Raw genomic sequence first — 21,936 nt, 5'->3', positions numbered from 1 at the left:
TAATTCTAAAACTACAAGGTTTTATATTTTTTATTTAATATCTGAAAGTTCAATAAGTATTTTACTATCAATTTCATCTTTTTTATGCAAATTGAATTCAATATCATCTAACTCTTCCTCTATCTTTACATTAGGTAAATTGATTATAAATTCACAGCCTTTTTCTTCATTATCTTTTAGATTGATCTCTCCGTTATGAGAATTTACTATATATTTAACTAAAGATAAGCCTATTCCACTTCCCTCTACATTTCTTCTAAAAGACTTATCAACTTGTACAAATCTTTCAAAAACGCTTTTTCTAAAATCTTTTGGAATTCCTATTCCATCATCTTTTATAGTTATGCTTAAATACTCATCATTATTTTGACTTTCAATATTCACAAATATATTTCCATTATCACTTGTAAATTTAATAGCATTAGAAAGAAGATTTAAAATTGCTCTTTCCATATTTTCTGGATCACACTTTATTTCAAGGAACTCACAATCTGTATCGAAAATTATATTCCTTTTTCTAGCTTTCTCATATTCTGCTATTGATAGAGTTATATTTTCAACCAAACTAATAATTTCACAATTAACAAAATTCATTTTAAAACATCCAGCATCAAACTTAGTAACATCAATAATGTTATTAATAAGTCTTAACATCCTAGAACAATTTTGTGAAATTGTGTTTTCATATTTATTGTAGTATTTTAAAAATTCTTCTTCATTATAATTGTACATTCTTAAAAGTTGAAAAGATGAAATGATTATATTAAGTGGTGTTCTAAGTTCATGAGATATGTTTGCAAAAAATTGACTCCTCATTTCCTCTTCTTCCTTCAATTTATACATTTCATTTTTTTGATTAACCACTTCATAACTTAACTCCTTGTTTTCTTTAGACTTAGTTATTATTTCTATAAATACACTGATTATTATTATGAAAAAACCTAATGCCAATAGACAGCGATTTAATACATACATCATCTTTTCGTCTTTATATAAACTTTTAACTAGTAAAATTCTGCTCAAAAACATAACACTTAAACTAGCAAAAGTTATAAAATAATTAAATTCTTTTTCTTTAAAGTATTTTATACATACTTCTAATATTAATAAGTACGTCGCTAAATTTATTATACACTTAATAATCATAAGAATATTTATATTAATTGCATGTGAATAGTACTGCATTATATTTAACTCCATTAATATAAATAATACATTAGAAATCAAAACAAATATTACTGTAGCAAATCTATTTTTACAAATACCTTTGGTTACTTTGTTTTGATTGAATATAGTTAAATATAATAATAGCGTTCTAAATATTGATGCAAAACCTACAAATGATGAGTTAGAATGCATAAGAACACTTATATTTATATGTTTTGTTAAAAAATCAACTATTAAAAATTCAGAATATATAGATAGATAGATTAGTGAAAACATAAAAAAATAATTTTCTTCGTATAAATAATAATATAAAAAACAACAAAACACTGATATAAATCCTATTATATAATTTATACCTTTTATATCTTTAACAAGAGTTAATTCAGCTAAATCTACATTATTAACCATAAAAATATTCAATTTAAATATAATATAAAAGCTAATTACATTTGTTATTATAAGCAATATTAACTTTTTGTTAATCCCCTTTATCCCTTCCGTCAGCACTTTAAAAGTCCCCCCTGTTAAATAAGTTAAGTATTTTCTTTCTGTTTATATAAAACACATACTCATATATAAATTTATTAACAACATTGAGATATTAATTCAGTACATATATATTGAAATAAATTCCATATTTATATATGTTTATATAAAATATCCTATTAATTCCTGTCCGTATTATAGCATTAATTTAAATTAATTAAAATAGTATTTGTATCTTTAATACTTATATCACCTAACACTAATCCTTAATTATTAAAGTAAATGATTGTGATCCTGCATTGCCACCAGTATCCATAAGCATAGGGATAAATGCTGTAATTATTCCAACTATTCTATCTTCTTTGTCAACTACAGTCATATCAGCTTTTAAATCCAAAAATTCAATTGTCATTATTGCACCTTCTGATATTATTTTAGCTATATCTACTGAATTCATATCTTTAAGATAACTACCTATAAAACCACCTTAAATTAAGTTCATTTTATAGATAGATACTTATACTATTTAGTTATACATTTACTGTGTTAATTTCTTTTCTAAACTTTTTTATTGCTTTCTTTGAGCCTCTTTTTAAATCTTTGTCTAATTTTCTTTCTTTAAAACTTACAAATAATTGATTCAAATCATAATCTTTTGGATACAATTCTTCTGCTGTAAATTCCAACTTTAATCTTTTAAAATTCACTTCTACAAATTCATTATTTAAAAATACAACTACATTATTAAATCTATTTTTTGTTTTATAGACTACTGCACTAACCTTTTTATCTAATAATAAAACTTTATCACCTATTTTATAGTCATACTCATTAATTATATCTTCATATTCTAAGTTTTCATTTTCAGTTTTATTCTTTAATAATTTTCTTGAATCTATAATCTCATAATTATATTCTTTACTCTTAAAATATCTCTTACTTCTATCAAGTATAACATCATCAATGCCCATTTTTTTTGCAATATATAAGGCGTTACTTTCCCCACTTTTTCCTATATTAAGCCTATACATAGGTTCTAAAGTATCTTTTTTAAATTCCATTGCAGCATTTTCAAAATGTGGATGATTATAAGAAAAATTTTTAATTTCACCATAATGAGTGGATGCAACTGTTATACATCCTTTTTTATAAAACTCCTCTAATATCGCAATAGCTAATGCTGCTCCTTCATTAGGTTCTGTACCACTTCCTATTTCATCAAATAAAAGCAATGTATTTTTAGTGCTTTCTCTTAAAATTCTTGATAAATTACCAACATGTGATGAAAATGTACTTAATGAATTTTCAACGCTTTGATCATCACCAATATCAACAAATATATTATCAAACACAGCCATTTCAGAGTTTTCATTTGCACTTATATGAAATCCACTTTGGATTGCCATTGTAAGAATTCCCACTGTTTTTAATACTACTGTTTTTCCTCCAGCATTAGGACCAGTAATTATTAAACTTCTATATTCCTCTCCTATTTTTAAATTTAAAGGTATTGAATTTTTAATCAATGGATATCTTCCATCTACTATATTAATAAAGCCGTGATTATTTAATTTAGGTTTAACGCCTTTAATATCCTTACTATATTTTGCTTTAGCTAATATCATGTCATATTCAGATATAACTTCAACATTAACTTTTAATTCTCTAATTCTTGAAAAAATCATTTCTGTTAAAGTTGATAGTATCTTATATTCTTCAATGCTTTCTTCACCCCTTAAAGAAGCTAGTTCAACTGTATATTTAGATATTATGTTTGGCTCCATAAATACAGTGTTTCCTTTTGAAGATACTTCCACAATACTGCCACTAACTTGATTTTTATATGAAACTTTTATTGGAACAGTATACCTTCCATTTCTTTGACTTACAAAAGCTTCTTGCAAATATTCTCGATTAGATGGACTTTTTATAAATTTTTCAAGTTTTTCATTTATCTTTCCTTCACATAAATCAATGTGCTTTCTTATTTTTTTCAATTCTTTTGTTGCATTAGAATCAATTATCGTACCTTTAATTGATATTGAAATTTCCTCTTCTATATATTGAAGTTCAGTTATATTTTCTCCATAGCTGCTTAATGTAGGCGCATATCCTTCTTTGTCTTTAATAAATAATTTTACTTTTCTACATCCTCTTAAAAAATCACCAATAGTTATTAATTCTGAGGGTTCAAGCACTGCCCCTTTTTCCATTTTATTCAATAATGGATTTATATCAAATATTCCTTCAAGAGGCATATGATAAGATGCATCTATAAGTCTTCTTCCTTCTGAAGTTTCATTTAACATTCTATTTACTTGCTTTAAATTCTTACTTGGCATAAGTTTATCTATTAAATTTTTACCTAAATTGCTTATACAATATGATTTTACAATTTCTTTTAAATTTTCATAATTTAATTTTTCTATTGTTATATTATTCATTCTTTTCGTCCTTCTTTTTTTAAATTCAAGTCACGAAAATCTATATAGATTTCAAGATTTAAATTATATTATTTTAGTAATATTATTGTTTTTAAGCCTATAAATATAATTACAAAATAAATAAAGCCATGGATATCTCCACGGCTAAAAAATCAACATTAATAAAAGATATAGTTATTTATATCTTTTAAAGTAAAGTTATTTCATGACTCGTAGTGTATCTATAATAATTAATTTTTCCATCAACAAATAAAGGTTCTATAACCCATTTTTTGATGAATATTAAATTAGTTATAATTAAATACTTACTACACTCACAAAAATACCTTCCTTTTTCTGAAATCTATATATTTTTATATTATTTTAAAACTTATAGTTTGTCAATAATAAATTTTAAAATAATAATCTTTATTCTACTCAAAGTATTTACATAAATTAAATATATCTATTTTTCTTATAGTATCTACCATCACATCAGCTTTTGATAAATCTTGATTACCTGAATTTACATTATCAAAACCTATACATTTCATTCCAGCTCTTTTAGCAGCTTGTACACCATTATGAGAATCTTCAACTACTATACAATTTTTTGGACTTATACCTAACTTTTTGCTTACTTCTATGTAAACATCAGGATATGGTTTACTTCTTTCAACTTCTTCTCCACTTACTATACAATCAAAAGCACCATGTAAATTAAACTTATCTATAACAGCTTCTATTAAACTTCTAGGAGAAGATGATCCTATAGCTGTCTTTATATTATTTTTTCTTAAAGCATTTAATAATTCTCTAATTCCATTTATAGGTTCTAGTGACTCTTCTTTTACTTTGTTAATAATAAGTTTAGATTTATACTCCATAAGCTCACTAACAGATTTCTTTATTCCATATCTTTCTTTTAATTTTGTAAAAATATATTCATTTGTAGCACCTGCATATAATGCTAATTCTCTCTTAGATATATTTATACCCAAGGTATTCATAATTTCGCCATGCACCTGACGATGTATTGGTTCACTATCTATTATTACACCATCCATATCAAATATAAATGCCTTCATAACTTCACACACCCTTTTCTATTTCTTTTATTAATTATAACATAATTAGAATTTTTTACCTATTAATATTTTAAAGTTACTTTTTTAACAACACTTAAATAAGTGTTACTTATAATCTTATTGCTACGACTTATTATATTCTAAGCTTACATATGAAAATAAGGATTATTTTCATAAAACAATCCTTATTTTTTATTGTATATATCTCTAAAAACTCATACTATACTTTAATAATTTAAATTCCTTGTTGCATACAAGTCCTTAAATCATCATCAGGTTCACTTATTAATTGTAGATTAAATGTATCAACTAAATATTGTAGTACATTAGGGCTAAAGAACGCAGGTAAAGTTGGTCCAACAAATATTCCTTTTATGCCTAATGAAAGTAATGCTAAAAGGTCAGCAACTGCTTTTTGTTCATACCAAGATAAAATTATTGAAAGTGGTAATCCATTTACATCTGTATCAAAAGCATCTGCAAGTGCTGTTGCAATTCTAACTGCTGAATATGCATCGTTACATTGACCAACATCTAACAATCTTGGAAGTCCTGCAACTTCTCCAAAATCTAGCTTATTAAATCTATATTTTCCACATGCAAGAGTAAGAATTATACAATCCTTTGGAACTTTCTCTGCAAATTCAGTATAATAATTTCTTCCTGGCCTTGCCCCATCACATCCTCCAATTAAGAAGAAGTGTCTAACTTTCCCATCCTTAACTGCATTTACTATTGTTTCTGCATTACTTAAAGTTGCATGATGCCCAAAACCCACTAATATTTCATGTGGTTCTTCTGATTCTTTAAATCCACCAAGTTCTAATGCCTTTTCTATTATCTCTGTAAAATCTTTGTAACCATCCTTCTCTGCCTTTATATACTTTACTCCATCCCAGCCAACTACACTTGTAGTAAATATTCTATCCTTATATGTTTCCCTAGGTCTCATAAGACAATTTGTAGTCATAAGAATACATCCTGGAATACCATTGAATTCCTTTTGTTGATCCTGCCAAGCTCCACCATAATTACCAACAAGATGTTTATATTTCTTAAGTCCTGGATATCCATGGCTAGGTATCATTTCCCCATGAGTATATATGTTAATTCCTTTTCCTTCTGTTTGCTTAAGTAGCATTTCTAAATCTCTTAAATCATGACCAGAAACAATTATAAATGGTCCTTTCTTAATATGTACATTAACCTTGTGTGGCGTTGGATTTTTATAAGTTTCAGTATTAGCTTCATCTAATTTTTTCATAACTGCTACACTCATATCTCCAGTTCTCATTGTCATTCTAATTAGTTCTTCAACACTTAAATTACCATTTGTTGTACACTCTAGTCCTCTAAAATAAAAGTTATCAACTTGATCATCATAATAACCTAAAAATCTAGCTTGATGACCATAAGCACTTATACCTTTTAATCCATAAATAATTGTTTGCCTAAGTGATCTTACATCTGCATCTATATTTTGATCAAACATAATTCCAGCTTTTTTAGAGTCTTTAAGCATTTCTTCCTTGGTTTTAGTTAAATCATAAGTTGCTTCTTCTGGATATTCCTTATCATTCCCTACTTTATTTCTCAATTCTTCTTTGATTTTTTGAGAATCTCTAAGCATTTCAACATGAACTTCTGCATCAAAATTAACATTAGTAAGTGTCGTAAATAATGAATTTTCTACGAATCTAACAATACTCTTATCTATGTTTTCTCCCTTTTCTATAAGTTCCATTGCATAAACACTTATACCTTTACATTGGTATATAAGTAAATCTTGAAGATTAGCTACTTCAGGTGTCTTTCCACATACACCTAATTTAGTACAACCTTTTCCCCCTGCTGTTTGTTCGCATTGATAACAAAACATTGGATTTTCTTCCATAACATATCACTCCTATTAAAATTAGTCTATCTTAATTGTTTCACTTAATAATAATTAATATGTACTTATTTCTATTTTTATAAAAAAAATCTTTAACAATACTCTAAATGAACATTGTCAAAGATTTTATTATATTTGAAAATCTCAATATTTAAATTAAAACAAAACATATAAGTAGAAAATTATATACTTCTAACTTTAAAAACTTTCATAATTAAATTAAAATTCTATAATCTCAGATACAATTCCTTGTTCCTTCATTTCCTCAATTGCACCTTTATATTCTTCTATTTGTGGTGCAATCTTAACTGCTTCTTCATAACAATATAATGCTTTCTTCTCATCATCAAAATGATGATAACAAGCTGCTAATTTATTAAGTAATAAATGATTGTTCTTGTTTATTTTTAGTGACATTTTGTAGTACTTAATAGCTAACTTATAGTTAAGACTAAACTTGTCATTTTCTTTAAACTCTAAAACATTTTCTCTATTCATATAGATATTTCCGATACACTCATATACAGTACACATTAAACTACTATAATTATGCTTTTCTTCTTCTGTAAATTCTTGTTCACCTTTTCTAAAATAATCTAATGCATTATCAATATCACCTAACTCTGCATAGCAAAACCCTATGTGAATAAGACTCAACGACTCCTTGCTAAGTTCATAATATTCATCAAATAATTTAATTGCCTCATTAAAATTTCTTGAAGCTCTGTAAATAAGTCCTTTTATAAACATTGCATAATAATTCTTAGAATCAAATTCTAATGCTTTACTCGCAAAATATAATGACTTTTGAAGTTTTCCTTTTTTTAAATCACTCATAGCAATGTTGTTTAGAACTAATGAAAGTTCCTCTTCTGTTTTTATAATTCCGCCTGTTATATTTATCTTGTTTTCCTTTAAAAAATTATCTATTTTATCTTTTAAGTTTTCTTTCATTTCATCTACACCTACTTTGGTATTTAATTTTTAATTACATTTTAACATAAAAGTGAAATTTTTAGTGAATATATTATAAATAAAAGAAAATGAATATTATTTTACTTTTTAGTAAAACTATACTTGGAGGTGTTCTTATGGTAAATCTAAGTATGAAAGAAAGAATGTTGTTGCAAGATGAAAAAAGTCATGAAGAATTATGTGTTGAAAAATACAATAGATATTCTGATAAAGCTTGCGATGTAGAATTAAAAAATTTATTTTCAACATTAGCTCAAAAGGAACAACAACATTTAGATACTATTAATCAAATGTTAAGTGGAAGTGTTCCAAGTGTAAATCAAGGTCAACAATCTAATCAAAATCAAACTGCTAACCAAAATCAAACTTCTATGCAAAACATGAATATGAATAATGCTACTAATTCTCAATTAACTCAAAATGATATTAGTAATGATAAAATGTTATGTCAAGATTCATTATCTACTGAAAAATATGTATCTTCTACCTATAATACAACTATATTTGAATTTAAAGATAAAAATATGAGGCAAGTGTTAAATCATATTCAAAAAGAAGAACAAGAACATGGTGAACAACTATACAATTATATGAGTCAACATGGAATGTACAACTAATTAAACTAAGGCATAAATAAAATCACAAAAATGGATTCAAGTAATCTGAATCCATTTTTTATTTAAAACCTAATTAATATTCTAAAATAATTTCTTTATTCTAATCTAGATTTCTACTTCAATTATGCTGTTTTGTTCATGTTCAATTTCTTTTAAAGCTTCAATACATATAATATAATACTTATGTTCATATTTCTCTTTATTAAGCATTACTTTTGTATGTATGTTTGAAAAAGACTTTACTACTATAATAATAAATGCAAGCAATATAGCTAATGTCATAATTGGTCTGTTAGAATATTGTGTGGAAATTCCTCCCAAAAAAGCAACTACAGCTATCATAAATATATTTAAGTAATATTTTTCTGAATATGCCCTACAAGATATAAATCTCTCATTTAAATATGCCTTTTCTAAATCTATGTCCAAATTTTTATTTTTTAAATAATCATTCTTTACTCTTTCATACATTTGTCTAATATCTTTATCACTGTCTTTGTATTTAACATAGTCTAAATGTATATTACCAAATGGTCTATTTCCAATTGCATGTTTTCCTCTCATCTCTCCATCTCCTATATATAACACTTTTACTATATTATGTATTATTTTTATAAAAAAATAAAGAGGTAAATATAGAAAATTAATTTCTATAAATACATCTAATTTCTACTCTCCATATTTTTTGCTGTATTTGACTTCAACTTTTATATTAGGATACTTTTTACAAAACTGGCTAATTACATAATAGCAGCTTGGACACGGCTCTAATTTAGTATATAAAATAAGAGTACCTTCATCTTTCAAGGCTTTCTTCTCTATTTGTCTATGTATTTCTTCAAATATCTTTTTTTCACTATCATTAACTCTGTTATATCCTATTCCTAAATTACCAAGCTTATTAACTTTACTACTTTTAAAAGTTGCATTTTCTAATAAAGTTACCTTGCAATAGTTCTTTATATCATTACTTCCGCTTATTGCTTTAAACTCTTTATTATCATATGTTGCCACAGCTATATTTATAGAATCCTGTAAAGCCATACTTTGATTTATGTTAAAAGTTGATTTTTCTTTTTCATCAACTTTCATATATTTATGTATATTCTTTATTAAACGTTGTATTCTTGGTATGTTACTACTTAAATAATCATGATATTCTACAGAACCTTCCTTAGCTATAATATGTTCATACTTTATTTTTTTAGGTATTTCTATAGATATTGTTTTAATCTTAGACTGACTATTATACTTTTGTTTCACATTTTCATTTTTAATAAGAACCATTTTTTTCAATAATTCAATATCTTTTGTATAAAGATATTCCTTATTTATTTCTTTTTCTAAATTTTCTAATCTAATCTTACCTTCTCTACTTATTATTCCAGATATATCATCTTTTATTTCTTCTATAGCCTTTATTATATCTTCAACATTATCTTGAATGCTAGATTCTCGTTCATATTCAACTCTATCTATATTTAATTTTTTTATTGCACTTATTTTTTCACATAACCTATTATGCTCATTTTCAAATAATATCATCTTTTTTATATAATCAATTAAATCGCTAGTATCATAAACTTTATAAGTAATTTCAGGATTATTAATATATGTATGTAGAATCTCTATTACACTATTATCTACTTGAAAAATTTTCACAATATCCGCTTTAAATTTTTCTTCATCAAACTTATTTATCTCATATCCTTCTTTTTTCAATGCATCTTTAAATTCATCTAAATTATTTATCTTAATCCGACTTTTTTTTGTCTTCTTTGATAAAGTATTTATTGGAATCTCTTCTTCAATACTTTGAGTATTGCCTCTTAAAGAATTAAAAGTTTTCTTTTCCTGCACAATAACTCCTCCAAATTAACGTTTTTAGTACATATTTTTTATCTTATGAATAAGATTTCAGAGAATATACTAACTTATATTATACATTTTATTTTACAGTATGCAATTACAACTAAAATACTTAAACATATCATGTGGGATTTTATATTTTCACTCTAGTTTATACTTAGTTATTGATTGCATAAAAATACTCTCCTTTCAAAGTTATAGATTTTTAATCTTTCTACTTTAAGGAGAGCATATATTTTTTAATAATACAATCTTGGTATATATTATTAAGTTATTATTTATAAATTGAAATCAATTAATTTAACTTAAATTTTAAAAATAATCTGAAAAATATGGTGACTGCTGCTCTATTGCATCTTCCAACATATCTACAGTCTTAGAACTACACACAATACGTCCAATTCTATGCAGATAATCTGGGCGTTTATATCCTAATAACATAGTTGTCATAGTTTGAATATCGATTCTATCTGTAGTTTTTTCTACTGAATGAACTACCTTACCTTTTCCATCATTTGAAATTTTCAATGTAAATGTTCCTTGATTCCAAGCAAGTAATGGATCACTAAGTGTAAATGTCCATTCACGCTCTATAGTATCAGCCTTAAAAGGATATTCTTCAATAAAATGTTCAAAATCAACAATTCTAGCCATAAAATATGGTGAAATAATTTCTTTTATATCAGCATCCTCCAATAAAAATGCTAATGGCTCATCTGTAAATGTATTTCCTACGACCTTTGAAATCATAGAAAAATGAGCACTTACAAAGTTCCATAATCCTATTCTTGCATCTTCATTAACAAATATCATATCTTTAATATGAAAAACATCATCAGCTATCCAATATATTACATATCCATCTGGTTTATCATCTTCATTGTAATATACTGCAGCCATTATATCATCTGTATCCCACAACCAATATTCATTCCAAGCCAGACTATCTCTCAATAGCGCACCGTGTGTCAAATAAGCAAATCTATTATAAGCTTCTTTCACTTGGTCACTATCTATATGAACACGTCTCACATCTCCAGCTACTTGCCGATTTTTTGGCAACTGATAATCATTAATTTCATATGTGATTTTATCAGATATTATTTCCCATCCCTTCCTGCGATAATAAGGAATAGAATATGGATATAAATAAGATATAAATTGTTTACGTTCTTTCATATTGTATAATGATTGATACAATAGTTTATGCATTAGCCCTTGATTTGAGTACTCCGGATAAGTTCCAACACCAGTAAGACCACCCATATCATATGTGCAATTAAAAATACGAACTTTCATAGGATAAACAGCCACCTGTGAAATCAGATTATCTCCATCAAACCACCCTAATACATCTGCCTGTTTCAATGTTGGTGATTTAGCACGAATAATTTCTTTATCTTGCCAACCAATTTGATTCAGTTCGTGTTCAGTGACTTGAAAAACATATCTTAATAACTGGTTATATTGCTCAAGATGTTCTATTCCAATACTTTTTAACTTTAATTGTTTTTTATTCATATAATATTACTCCTTTAACCAAATTCCGTTTATCTTACTATTGATTATAACATATCTATGAATATCAAATTATTAAAAATCCCAAAAGCACATTATTTAACTCATATTCTTTATATTATTTGAAAGTTTTATTATTTTTGTAAATTTAAACTCTTATTTGATAATTTTTTAGTGTTTGATTGCACATCTTTTTGTATTTCATCCTTTTCTATATCTTCATTAGATACAGATAATTTTCTTGCCAAAATCACTGCAAAAATAGGCATTACTATTAAAGTACATAGTGCTGTGTGTATACCATAGTTATCCGAAACCCATCCAAGTATCGGTGATACAACACCACCCATGGTAACTCCTAATCCCATTGTTACCCCTGAAGCTAGTCCAACATGATTAGGCAAATACTTTTGTCCAAGTGCTATCATTGGGCTATATGGCATATATAAGAAAAATCCTAATGGAATCAATATTATAGTAACTATTATTGGATTTTTTACACTTAGAAAAGCTATTAATAGTGGTAATAAACAAGAATAACCCATTATTATCACCTTTTTATTTCCAGCCTTATCAGCAAGTTTTCCTGAAAATAATGTTCCAACTGCTCCAACAACAATTAATGTAGATAATGCTATACTTCCATGTACTTCTGATTGATTTAATACATGTACAAAATAAAGTGCTAAAAATGTATTAAGTCCGAAAAATACTGTGGATCTGCAAAGAAGTGTAAGTGTTAATCTTCCAAAAGCACCCCACTGATCAACTTTTACTACTTCTTCATTTCTTATACAATTGCCTTCATTAACTAATTCATTTTCATTTTTAGAAAAATATCTTGATTCGTATAAAAGTATTAGTCCCATTATTATTGCAGGAATACACAATATTATAGTTCCCTTTAAGCCCCAGATTGATAAAATTACTGTTGTTATTATTGGCCCTACTGCAAAACCAATATTTCCACCTGCTGCAAATTGACTCACTGCAGTTGTTTTATTTTCACCTGAAAATTTATTTGTAAGCCTAGCACCTTCTGGATGATATAATGCTATTCCTACTCCACTTAAAGCTACTAAAGCAAATATCATATTATAACTACTTGTAACTCCTGATACTCCAATTCCTATACCACCTAGCAGTACACCTGTTCCAAGTGCCCAAGGAAGCGAAATTTTATCTGCATAAATTCCAAATAGAGGTTGTATTATTGATGAGCTTGCATTGGCTGCAAAAATTAAGAATGCTGCTGCTGCATAACTTAAGTTTTTCTCTGATATAAGAAATGGTAACATTGCTGGTAATGCTCCTTGATAAATGTCTGTTACTAAATGTCCAGCTGCAAATAGTCTTATAAATTTTTTGTTCATATTAAACCTTCTTTTCATGTAAGTTTATATTTTTAAGTAATTTTGTATTATTTATCTTTACTTGTAAAAATATAATTTATTCCTTATTATTATATCAAGAGAAAATCTATATTTAAAATACATATTAGGAATAGATCTATACTTAAAAGATATGAATAGATAGGTGAATGATGATGGATATAAGACAGCTTAGATATTTTTTAACCATAGCTGAAGAAGGTCATATAACTGCAGCAGCTAAAAAACTTAATATTTCTCAACCCCCTTTAAGCAAACAGCTTAAATTACTAGAAGAAGAACTTGGAGTAACATTGTTCAATAGAACGAGTAGAAGTTTAGAATTAACAGATGCTGGTATTTTGCTTCAAAATAAATCTTCACAACTCCTTGAGTTGTATAAATCAACTGTTAATGAAATAAAGAATTTTAATGATGGAATAGAAGGAACACTAGGTATAGGAACAGTTTGTTCTTCAGGGATTAATATTTTGCCACAAAAAATAAAGGAATTTTGTAAACAACATCCTAAAATAGATTATGAAATATATGAGGGCAATAGTTTTAAAATAATGGAACTATTAAATAATGGACTAATTGATGTTGGATTTGTGAGAGAACCATTTAATCTATCACTATATAATTCATTTGTAATTAAAGATAATCTTGAAAATAACTTAAATGACTATTTTGTTACAATTGCAAAATCTAAATTCTATGATTCCATAGAAAGTAACACTATTCTCATTAAAGAATTAAAAGATAAGCCATTAATAATTAATCGAAGATACGATGATGTTATAAAAAGTGCTTGTAATAAAGCAGGCTTTGAACCACAGATAATATGTAAAAATGATGATATTATTACATCTTTAAGTTGGGCCGAAGCTGGAATTGGAATTTCTATTTTACCACTTACAGCTTCTAATATCTTACCCAATGTTAATCTAAAAATAAAAAAGATAATAGAACCATCAATTGAGTCATATTTAAGATTAATATGGACTAAAAATAAACCTCTATCAAATATTTCACGTAATTTTATAGAAATGTTTGATAAAAATATTTTTAATTAATCTGGTAAATAACCTTATTCATACAAACAATAAATTTTAGTATATAATACTAAAATCTTAAAGAAAAATTGAATTTATATAATATTTTTAAGTACATCTCATGTTAAGGTTAATCTAAACGAAAAATAAAAACTATTGAACTGAGTAAAAGATTTAAATACATCTCATGTTAAGGTTAATCTGATGATTTTAGAATGATGAAAGCTACGCAAGATAGATTTAAATACATCTCATGTTAAGGTTAATCTCTCGATATTCTTTCCCTTTAACTATTTTTATCCTATTTAAATACATCTCATGTTAAGGTTAATCTAAAATTGAATCATCCAATATTTTTTGACCATACTTATTTAAATACATCTCATGTTAAGGTTAATCGTTAAAAGTTACAAGTAGTGCTTATGTAGTATCTACATTTAAATACATCTCATGTTAAGGTTAATCATATCTCATTATCATTGCAACATATTATATTATCATATTTAAATACATCTCATGTTAAGGTTAATCATGCATGGTGTTAAATTTACAGTACAAGCATTAGCATTTAAATACATCTCATGTTAAGGTTAATCATTCACAATATGTAAATTGGACGAAGAACAAAGAGGATTTAAATACATCTCATGTTAAGGTTAATCTTTTAAAATAAGTACTATTAACCATAAGAATTACAATTTAAATACATCTCATGTTAAGGTTAATCCATTGAAAATAAGCCATTCTTAAAATGTTACTATTTCTGTAATACAGTAATAGTAACACATTACAAAAATTTTACCAAATGATTTTAAAATATTAACTAAATTGTTTTAAAACTTCACTTATCCCTGTACTCATATAGTCTTACAGTAGTTGAATTAGTATAATCACCTGGTAAAATATATATTATTTTTATACTTAAATGTAATTTTCATGAACTAAGTTTGACTAATTACTCCTATTTCAAAATTATATTTTCTATCAACAACATCATAATAGATTCCTTTTTTATAATCCTTTTTTATACATATATCTTTATCATCATAAACCCTTTTAAGCGAAATAGTATTATTGTAGGTTGTATTTCCATTATTGTAGTCCTCTAACAAGATATAATCTTGCTTATAATCATCTATATCCCTTAAATCATATATATCATCACTTTTGCTTATTCCATAAAGTTGTTTTAAATTTTTATCAAATTTCTCATATCCCTCTTTAAATTTTCTATTTATTATATCTAATGCCAATTTTTCATTAAATAATTTATCATAAACATTATTGGCCCATTTAGTGTATTGGCTTATGGAAAATATACCTTGTTCTATTATTTCATATGTTAAATCTAATATTTTAGGCAATGTATTGTATGGTACAATTTGTGTATATCTATAAATATATATTTTGCCTAGTTTATCTTTAATTTTGCTCCTATTTACTCTTCCAAATCTTTGTATTAATGAATCTATTGGTGCATTATCAGTAAATAAAATATCAAAATCTATATCTAAAGAAATTTCTACCACCTGAGTAGCTACTAAAATAAAAAATTCTTTATTTTTTAATTTCTCATATATTAAATTTTCTTTTTCTACTCTATCTTTTTTCTTAAATTGTGAATTATATAAAATTATATTCTCTATACCTTTACTTTTTAAAACGATGTAAGTTTTTATTGAAGATTTAATAGTATTCCTAACTACTAATATGTTTTTTCCTTCACTAAAAGTATCTACTATATTATTTAAATCGTTATCTAGACTATTTTCAATTTTATATATATAATTTGATTTTTTATTAAACATATTTTTATCAGTTATAACATGTAAATTTTGTATTTCTAACTTTTCTTTTATCTTATTTGGAATGCATGCACTCATTAAGCAATATGCAACTTTATATTCACTGCAAATTTCTAAAAATCTTTTCATAAATCCCATGAGTTTAAAATCATATGAATGTATTTCATCTATTACTATTACAGAATTCAAAAAGTTAAGCATAGCTATATTATATCTTCCTATATTCAAAAAGTATTTAAATAAACTATCTACTGTACATACTGTCATTCCCTTGTTAAAAGTTGCATTAAATAAAATGTTACTTTTAAATAACTCATCAACTATACCATTTTCAGACTCATATTTTTTTTCTAAAAGTATTTTTGAAGCACTGTGTATTAGTCCTGTATTTTCTCCAAATACTTCACTAGATCTTTCATATATTTTATTGGATGTTGTTTGAGTTGGAAGCGTGTATATTATTCTACTATGGCAATTTTTTAAATTATTTATTGCCCAAAAATATCCCCCTTCTGTTTTTCCTTCTCCTGTTGGTATTTCTACCATCAGGCTTCCTTCATATTTAGAAAGTTCTTGTTGAAAATTTTTTAAATTAAATTTTTTAGTTTCATTTTTTTTAGCTAACTTAATTCTCACTTCTTCTTTTTCTGGTATTTTATCAAATTTAATTTTAGGAAGTGTCTCATTAAATTTTGCAGAAGCAATCCAGTCAGCTAAATTTATAATTCCAAGAACATATGAATAAAGCCATCTTAGAGCTAACATCTCTTTATTTTTTATACGTTCAATATAATAATAGATAACTTTTATTTCTTTTTGTAACTCTGATAAACCAAATTCTTTGTATTTTAAATTATAAATACATTTTTTATTCATATACTTCTCATACATTTCTTTATATTTATAAAAAAATACTTTAGCCTCTTTAAAAAATGTATGCTTAAATTCTTTACTATTTATATATTTAAATGTACTATATTTATTAAAAATTGAATGATGTGTCAATATGCAAAGCATCAACATATTAATTTCTGTTTCTTCACTAAATTCAAAATCTGTTACTTTAATGAATAGGCTACATGAATATAATGCATGATAACTTTTTTTATTATTTAAAATCCCATATTTAAACTCTTCTGTTGCTTTTCCTATATCATGAAAATAAGCTATTAAGAATATTAAATCCTTAATTTTATCTTTACTAAATCCACTTTCTTCTGAAATGATATTTAGTTGTTCATCATTAATTAATTTTAAAGCTTCAGCAATAACCATTGTTGTGTGTTCTTCTAAATTCTGAAACCTTTTTTTATTTGTTTTTGAATCTGTTATTAGTTTTGCAATTGTTCCTTTCATTTATAATTAATGACCCCTCTTCCAAAATAAAAATATATGTTACAATATAACTTTTCATAAAACATTTTGATTCTATGAATGTTTATTCATGCAACATATATCATGCAACACATATAATGTAGCTTTAATAAAATACTATTTTGTTATGATCACACTCATAACTTTCAGTTTCTTTTAGTTCAACAAAACAATTAATATACTCAACTTGCTTATACTCATCTTTATTTTTTCTTACAGTTCTATAATTTTCATCAAACTTAACTTCGTATTTTAATGGAACAATATTAGCTGTGGGCATTTCCATGTTTTCTTGTATATTTTTTATTTTAACTTCATAATAATAACCTTTATCCATAAAAACTGAATTAATAAAATTAGATTTATTTATATTCAATTGCAGATTTTTTTCAATATCATAAATTTTTACTATTTCCTCATCTAATCCAAGTGAAGGAATGCATTTAGGTTCTAAAAGAGCGTTATAAATTTTATTACTCAATTCATCATCTTTTATCTTAAGATATATTGTATATTTTGCTTTAAATAATTTATCTCTTCTTATTATGCTACGTCCATGCATTCCACTTTTATTTTCTAATGTTTTATATGACCATAAATCTTTTGCCTTGCCTTGTATTGAGTCTATTACTACTGAAAGCTGAATCTTTTCTTCATTTAATAATTCATAATAGTAAGCTTCTGATTTTCTCATTATATTTGTAATCATTCCTACTATTGTAGTTTTAGGTGGTGCTAAAAAAGTCTTATGGTATGTTCTAAAAAATGGTATTCTAAAGGAATTAAAAATGCCTTCAATCCTAAACCTTATAACATTCATTCTTAATCAATTCCCATCTTTATAAAATCAAATGCCTCAGTTATTGAACAAATTTTAATATCTGCACTTAAAAATCCTTCTTCAATTTCTTTTTCATTAGAAAATATGTTTCTGGAAATTCCAACTATAATTTTATCAATAACAGATTTATTGTCTCTAATTTCATCTATTATAGATTTAAAATCTAAAGAATTATATTTATCAACATAAATGCTGTTTAATAAAAATGGATTACCAGTCTTCTGTTTTGCAATAACAACAAATTTAGGCGAAATATCTTCTAAGTTTCTTGATTGCTTGGCTCCACCATTTAAAAATCTTATTGCATCTATGAGGGTATTAATTCTATTTATCTTTTCTTTTTCTGAAAGCATAGGTGTAATTTCATACGTATATTCATTCACTTCATTGCCTATATTTTTTAAATCGATAATTATATTTCCTCTCATATAATTTAATGTATCAATTTCTACCTGAACAATATTTCCACTTTTTTTAGATTCATCTTTTACATATTGCTTTCTTGTTAAATAATCATAATATCCCTTATATGGCTGTATTGAAACCATAGGTGAAACCTTAACTGGTGACCATCTTCTCCCTCCTTTAGGTAACATATATCCAAATAAATCAAGATCGCAAAACTCTTTATACATTAATTGTTTATCATCAAACTTCTCTTTCTTCTTATCATAAATTTTATCATTTAACTCTAGAAAATTAGGATTTCCCTCTTCATTTACTGCACTTATTCTTTCCCCAAGTTGTCTCAATGTTTCTTTTAAATATCTTCTTTGAGCCTGCCCTGATATATACGCATACTCTTCTCCCTGATTATCTATAATTTTCTTTATTGGAATTATGTTTCCTCCCATTCCCTCACTACCATTTAAGGAGGCTAAATTTACCTTTGATATATACGAAATATTATAAAACATGTTAATTACCTACTTTCTCTTTACTTATTTTATATGTTACTGACTTATATTTATCTATGGAATAAATAGCAATATAATCTCTCACAATTTCCCAATTTTCTGGTTTTCTTTCTAGTTCAACAAATATTTCATCCATTATTTGATTAAATTCATTTTTAAATCTTGCAACATCTTGCTTTTTCAATACTGCAAATTTAAAATCTCTAAAATAACTAATTAATTGTTTATGATTTTTTATATTTCTTAACTTAAATAGTAAATCTTTATCCTCTATAGTCCCACAAAATACCCCTATCTTTTCCCCTATTTCCTTTGCTTTGCTGTGTAAACTCATTATTTCTCCACCTCTTCCAATTTCCTGTAAATATAAATTTTCAAATTCATAAAGCGTATTTCCAAGTCCAATTGTATTGTTTCTTAAAATTTTAAATGAAACTTCATAATATACATCTCTTAAATTTATAAATTTAAGTATATTTTCACAAAATCTTTTTATGTATAAATTAACTTTTTCTTTAGGTGCTTTTGACATTGTAATTGCAGTAATTAAATATGAAAAATATTTAAATAACGTAGAATCATTCTTAGTTTTTGTCTCTATTAATTTTTTTAAAAACATAATTACCTTGTATGATTTTGTATATTCTTCAAAAGTCGACTTCATATCTCCATCTTCTGTATACGTAACTAAATTCATTTTAGATATACTGTTATATAATTTTTTCTGCTGTTTTTGTATTTTATCTATATTTAAGAGTTCATATTCTGTTGCAATATTAAAAACATATGACTCTATATACATAAAAAATTTTAATTCAAATTCTACTATACTATTTGAAATATAGAAATTCTGATTTTGTATACCATCATTACTTAATTTTTCATAAACATCCACATTGGTAGGTATAGTTTTAAAATTGCCACCTTTTTTATCTTTAACCTTCAGTGGATTATCAGTTATATTTTTAAATAAATCTCTTTTTATTTCTAATAATGATAATAAATCAAATGAATTTACATATATGAAATATGATGAATTATAAAATCGTTTAACTTTTACTCCACACCAATAAATAAGTGCATCCCATTTATCTATATAATTATCTTTATTAATAAGCATATCTCTAAAACATTTACCACCGTCTTCAAATTGGTGTATTTTAGAATCAACTTTTAATTTATCTCCCTTAATTAAATAATCCATATAACGTTCAAAAGCTTCATCTCTTGTCATTATTAATGGTATTCTACATTTGCTATTAACTTTAAAGTCTGTTCCTTTTCTAAATAGTTTACTATCCTCTTTAATATTTGACTCATTTAGTGGGTATTTTTCAGCAAATTTCATATAAATATTAAATAATTCTTCTGTTGTTTTTTCTAATTCTTTTGGAGTAATGTATTCATACAAGTTCTTTACATCATTCCCTGTTGACTTTCCCTTAATATCATATTTCTCACTATAAATAAAATTTCCATTATACTTATCCCAATATAATCTTTTATTTTGAGTTTGAAAAACTATTTCATTATTAGTAAGAAATCCTTTGAAAATTTCATTGTAATAATTATCAATCTGATTTTTAGGTATTTTTAAAGCTAATTTGCTATTTGTTAATTCATATTTAATTTCTTCTATATTAACTTCATCCAAATATAATTTTAAATTTACTAATCCATTGTTATAAAAAACATCTTTCTTATAGAATTCTTTTACTAATATATCCTCCTTCATATCCATAATCACCTCCTGTCAGTTATAGAATATCCAGCTCCCAATATGGAATTTTTTTCAGCAAGTCCTGCTCCTAATATAGTAAAAGCTAATTTTTGAGATTTTTGATCTTCATTTACTTTTATTTTAAATTTATTTCCTAATAATGTTTTTCCTTTATATCTATATGGTATTGGTTTATTATTTAATATCTTTAATTTTTCAATAAAATAGTCTTCAGTCTTTCCAATCTCTTCTCCAAAGAAAAACCTGTATTTTTTTTCAGCATTTGCATGAAGTCGTTTAACTAAATTTAAAATATCCATACTATATAACCATGGTTTACTATCTACTGTTATAATAGCAGGTGTTACTGTTTTTAAAAAAGTTATTTGTTTCTTATCTATTTCTTTTATTTCTATTGAAATTATTTTTAAATCATTGCTTTCATAGTTATCTAAACAGCACTTAAGTTTACTAATAATATTTTCATCAAAACCTCTTATATTAAATATATAAATTCTATTTTCTTTATATATACCATCTTTTTCAATAGGAAAGAAATTATCAAAAACATATTTATATAGTTTTTCTTCATGGTATTCTTTTAATTTGGAATCTCTTAGCATTGCATAGCTTATGTTTTTTCCAATAATTTCGCTACTTTGTGTAAATTTTATGTTTGTTTTTAGCAAGGTGGTAAGCGTTAATTCAGTATACCTCATGGTTTCATCTCCTATTTATTTGTAAAATATTTATATATTAACATTTCTTTCAAGTTACCTTTACATATTAATAACTTTAATACATCTCATGTTAATGT

The 21,936-nt window shown here is 25.3% G+C and carries 16 protein-coding genes, 1 pseudogene and 1 CRISPR repeat array; of the genes and pseudogenes, 2 read left to right on the top strand and 15 right to left on the bottom strand.

Annotated features, from left to right (window positions below; all coding sequences use genetic code 11):
• Positions 1-30: 30 nt before the first annotated feature.
• The 6 genes and pseudogenes from NG918_RS13065 to NG918_RS13040 form a co-directional block, all read right to left on the bottom strand.
• Positions 31-1,674 carry a sensor histidine kinase gene (locus NG918_RS13065; protein ID WP_252212211.1) on the bottom strand — a complete coding sequence of 548 codons (1,644 nt, stop codon included), beginning with the start codon at positions 1,672-1,674 and terminating at the stop codon, positions 31-33.
• A gap of 212 nt (positions 1,675-1,886) precedes the next feature.
• Positions 1,887-2,002 (bottom strand): annotated as a pseudogene (locus NG918_RS17210) (magnesium transporter); the annotation flags it as partial.
• 181 nt (positions 2,003-2,183) lie between these two features.
• Positions 2,184-4,097 carry an endonuclease MutS2 gene (locus NG918_RS13055; RefSeq protein WP_252226545.1) on the bottom strand — a complete coding sequence of 638 codons (1,914 nt, stop codon included), beginning with the start codon at positions 4,095-4,097 and terminating at the stop codon, positions 2,184-2,186.
• 413 nt (positions 4,098-4,510) lie between these two features.
• The gene (locus NG918_RS13050) at positions 4,511-5,164 is read right to left on the bottom strand and encodes an HAD family hydrolase (protein WP_252226543.1); all 654 of its coding nucleotides are present in this window, start codon (positions 5,162-5,164) and stop codon (positions 4,511-4,513) included.
• A gap of 235 nt (positions 5,165-5,399) precedes the next feature.
• Positions 5,400-7,058, bottom strand: coding sequence for a hydroxylamine reductase (hcp, locus tag NG918_RS13045; protein WP_252226541.1), 1,659 nt, complete (start codon positions 7,056-7,058; stop codon positions 5,400-5,402).
• A 219-nt stretch (positions 7,059-7,277) separates the two neighbouring features.
• The gene (locus NG918_RS13040; protein ID WP_252212207.1) at positions 7,278-8,012 is read right to left on the bottom strand and encodes a tetratricopeptide repeat protein; all 735 of its coding nucleotides are present in this window, start codon (positions 8,010-8,012) and stop codon (positions 7,278-7,280) included.
• 137 nt (positions 8,013-8,149) lie between these two features.
• Between NG918_RS13040 and NG918_RS13035 the strand changes: the two genes are divergently transcribed.
• On the top strand, positions 8,150-8,650 hold the full coding sequence (locus NG918_RS13035; protein WP_252212206.1) for a spore coat protein: 501 nt from the start codon (positions 8,150-8,152) through the stop codon (positions 8,648-8,650).
• A gap of 105 nt (positions 8,651-8,755) precedes the next feature.
• Here the strand turns inward: NG918_RS13035 and NG918_RS13030 are convergent, their stop codons facing one another.
• The 4 genes from NG918_RS13030 to NG918_RS13015 form a co-directional block, all read right to left on the bottom strand.
• Positions 8,756-9,214 carry a hypothetical protein gene (locus NG918_RS13030; RefSeq protein ID WP_252212205.1) on the bottom strand — a complete coding sequence of 153 codons (459 nt, stop codon included), beginning with the start codon at positions 9,212-9,214 and terminating at the stop codon, positions 8,756-8,758.
• A gap of 105 nt (positions 9,215-9,319) precedes the next feature.
• The gene (locus NG918_RS13025) at positions 9,320-10,510 is read right to left on the bottom strand and encodes a deaminase domain-containing protein (protein WP_252212204.1); all 1,191 of its coding nucleotides are present in this window, start codon (positions 10,508-10,510) and stop codon (positions 9,320-9,322) included.
• A gap of 321 nt (positions 10,511-10,831) precedes the next feature.
• The gene (locus tag NG918_RS13020; RefSeq protein ID WP_252212203.1) at positions 10,832-12,040 is read right to left on the bottom strand and encodes a GNAT family N-acetyltransferase; all 1,209 of its coding nucleotides are present in this window, start codon (positions 12,038-12,040) and stop codon (positions 10,832-10,834) included.
• Positions 12,041-12,171: 131 nt separating this feature from the next.
• Entirely contained in the window at positions 12,172-13,410 is a 1,239-nt protein-coding gene (locus tag NG918_RS13015) for an MFS transporter (RefSeq protein WP_252226538.1), read from the bottom strand.
• Between the two features lie 173 nt (positions 13,411-13,583).
• On the opposite strand from NG918_RS13015, the gene NG918_RS13010 reads away from it, so the two are divergent.
• Entirely contained in the window at positions 13,584-14,483 is a 900-nt protein-coding gene (locus NG918_RS13010; RefSeq protein WP_252212201.1) for a LysR family transcriptional regulator, read from the top strand.
• Positions 14,484-14,568: 85 nt separating this feature from the next.
• Positions 14,569-15,189: a CRISPR direct-repeat array (repeat unit 30 nt; unit sequence ATTTAAATACATCTCATGTTAAGGTTAATC).
• A 214-nt stretch (positions 15,190-15,403) separates the two neighbouring features.
• Here NG918_RS13010 and cas3 read toward each other — a convergent pair.
• From cas3 to NG918_RS12985, 5 genes are all read right to left on the bottom strand, one after another.
• On the bottom strand, positions 15,404-17,623 hold the full coding sequence (gene cas3, locus NG918_RS13005) for a CRISPR-associated helicase Cas3' (RefSeq protein WP_252226536.1): 2,220 nt from the start codon (positions 17,621-17,623) through the stop codon (positions 15,404-15,406).
• A 124-nt stretch (positions 17,624-17,747) separates the two neighbouring features.
• The gene (gene cas5 / locus NG918_RS13000) at positions 17,748-18,461 is read right to left on the bottom strand and encodes a CRISPR-associated protein Cas5 (RefSeq protein WP_252226534.1); all 714 of its coding nucleotides are present in this window, start codon (positions 18,459-18,461) and stop codon (positions 17,748-17,750) included.
• A 2-nt stretch (positions 18,462-18,463) separates the two neighbouring features.
• Entirely contained in the window at positions 18,464-19,399 is a 936-nt protein-coding gene (gene cas7i / locus NG918_RS12995; protein ID WP_252226532.1) for a type I-B CRISPR-associated protein Cas7/Cst2/DevR, read from the bottom strand.
• Position 19,400: 1 nt separating this feature from the next.
• A complete protein-coding gene (locus NG918_RS12990; RefSeq protein WP_252226530.1) occupies positions 19,401-21,140 on the bottom strand; it encodes a hypothetical protein in 1,740 nt (579 codons plus the stop codon).
• Between the two features lie 2 nt (positions 21,141-21,142).
• Entirely contained in the window at positions 21,143-21,838 is a 696-nt protein-coding gene (locus NG918_RS12985) for a CRISPR-associated endoribonuclease Cas6 (protein ID WP_252226528.1), read from the bottom strand.
• Positions 21,839-21,936 lie beyond the last annotated feature (98 nt).

This window comes from Clostridium sp. ZBS2 (assembly GCF_023845855.1).
GTDB classification, from domain to species: domain Bacteria; phylum Bacillota; class Clostridia; order Clostridiales; family Clostridiaceae; genus Clostridium; species Clostridium aquiflavi.
This window is presented reverse-complemented; position numbering and strand designations above follow the sequence as displayed.

Coding starts and splice junctions, on each gene's coding strand:
- NG918_RS12985 (WP_252226528.1), bottom strand. CDS start 21,838: ATGAGGTATACTGAATTAACGCTTACCACCTTGCTAAAAACAAACATA.
- NG918_RS13050 (WP_252226543.1), bottom strand. CDS start 5,164: ATGAAGGCATTTATATTTGATATGGATGGTGTAATAATAGATAGTGAA.
- NG918_RS13010 (WP_252212201.1), top strand. CDS start 13,584: ATGGATATAAGACAGCTTAGATATTTTTTAACCATAGCTGAAGAAGGT.
- cas5 (WP_252226534.1), bottom strand. CDS start 18,461: ATGAATGTTATAAGGTTTAGGATTGAAGGCATTTTTAATTCCTTTAGA.
- hcp (WP_252226541.1), bottom strand. CDS start 7,058: ATGGAAGAAAATCCAATGTTTTGTTATCAATGCGAACAAACAGCAGGG.
- NG918_RS13030 (WP_252212205.1), bottom strand. CDS start 9,214: ATGAGAGGAAAACATGCAATTGGAAATAGACCATTTGGTAATATACAT.
- NG918_RS13020 (WP_252212203.1), bottom strand. CDS start 12,040: ATGAATAAAAAACAATTAAAGTTAAAAAGTATTGGAATAGAACATCTT.
- cas7i (WP_252226532.1), bottom strand. CDS start 19,399: ATGTTTTATAATATTTCGTATATATCAAAGGTAAATTTAGCCTCCTTA.
- NG918_RS12990 (WP_252226530.1), bottom strand. CDS start 21,140: ATGGATATGAAGGAGGATATATTAGTAAAAGAATTCTATAAGAAAGAT.
- NG918_RS13040 (WP_252212207.1), bottom strand. CDS start 8,012: ATGAAAGAAAACTTAAAAGATAAAATAGATAATTTTTTAAAGGAAAAC.
- NG918_RS13015 (WP_252226538.1), bottom strand. CDS start 13,410: ATGAACAAAAAATTTATAAGACTATTTGCAGCTGGACATTTAGTAACA.
- NG918_RS13055 (WP_252226545.1), bottom strand. CDS start 4,097: ATGAATAATATAACAATAGAAAAATTAAATTATGAAAATTTAAAAGAA.
- cas3 (WP_252226536.1), bottom strand. CDS start 17,623: ATGAAAGGAACAATTGCAAAACTAATAACAGATTCAAAAACAAATAAA.
- NG918_RS13035 (WP_252212206.1), top strand. CDS start 8,150: ATGGTAAATCTAAGTATGAAAGAAAGAATGTTGTTGCAAGATGAAAAA.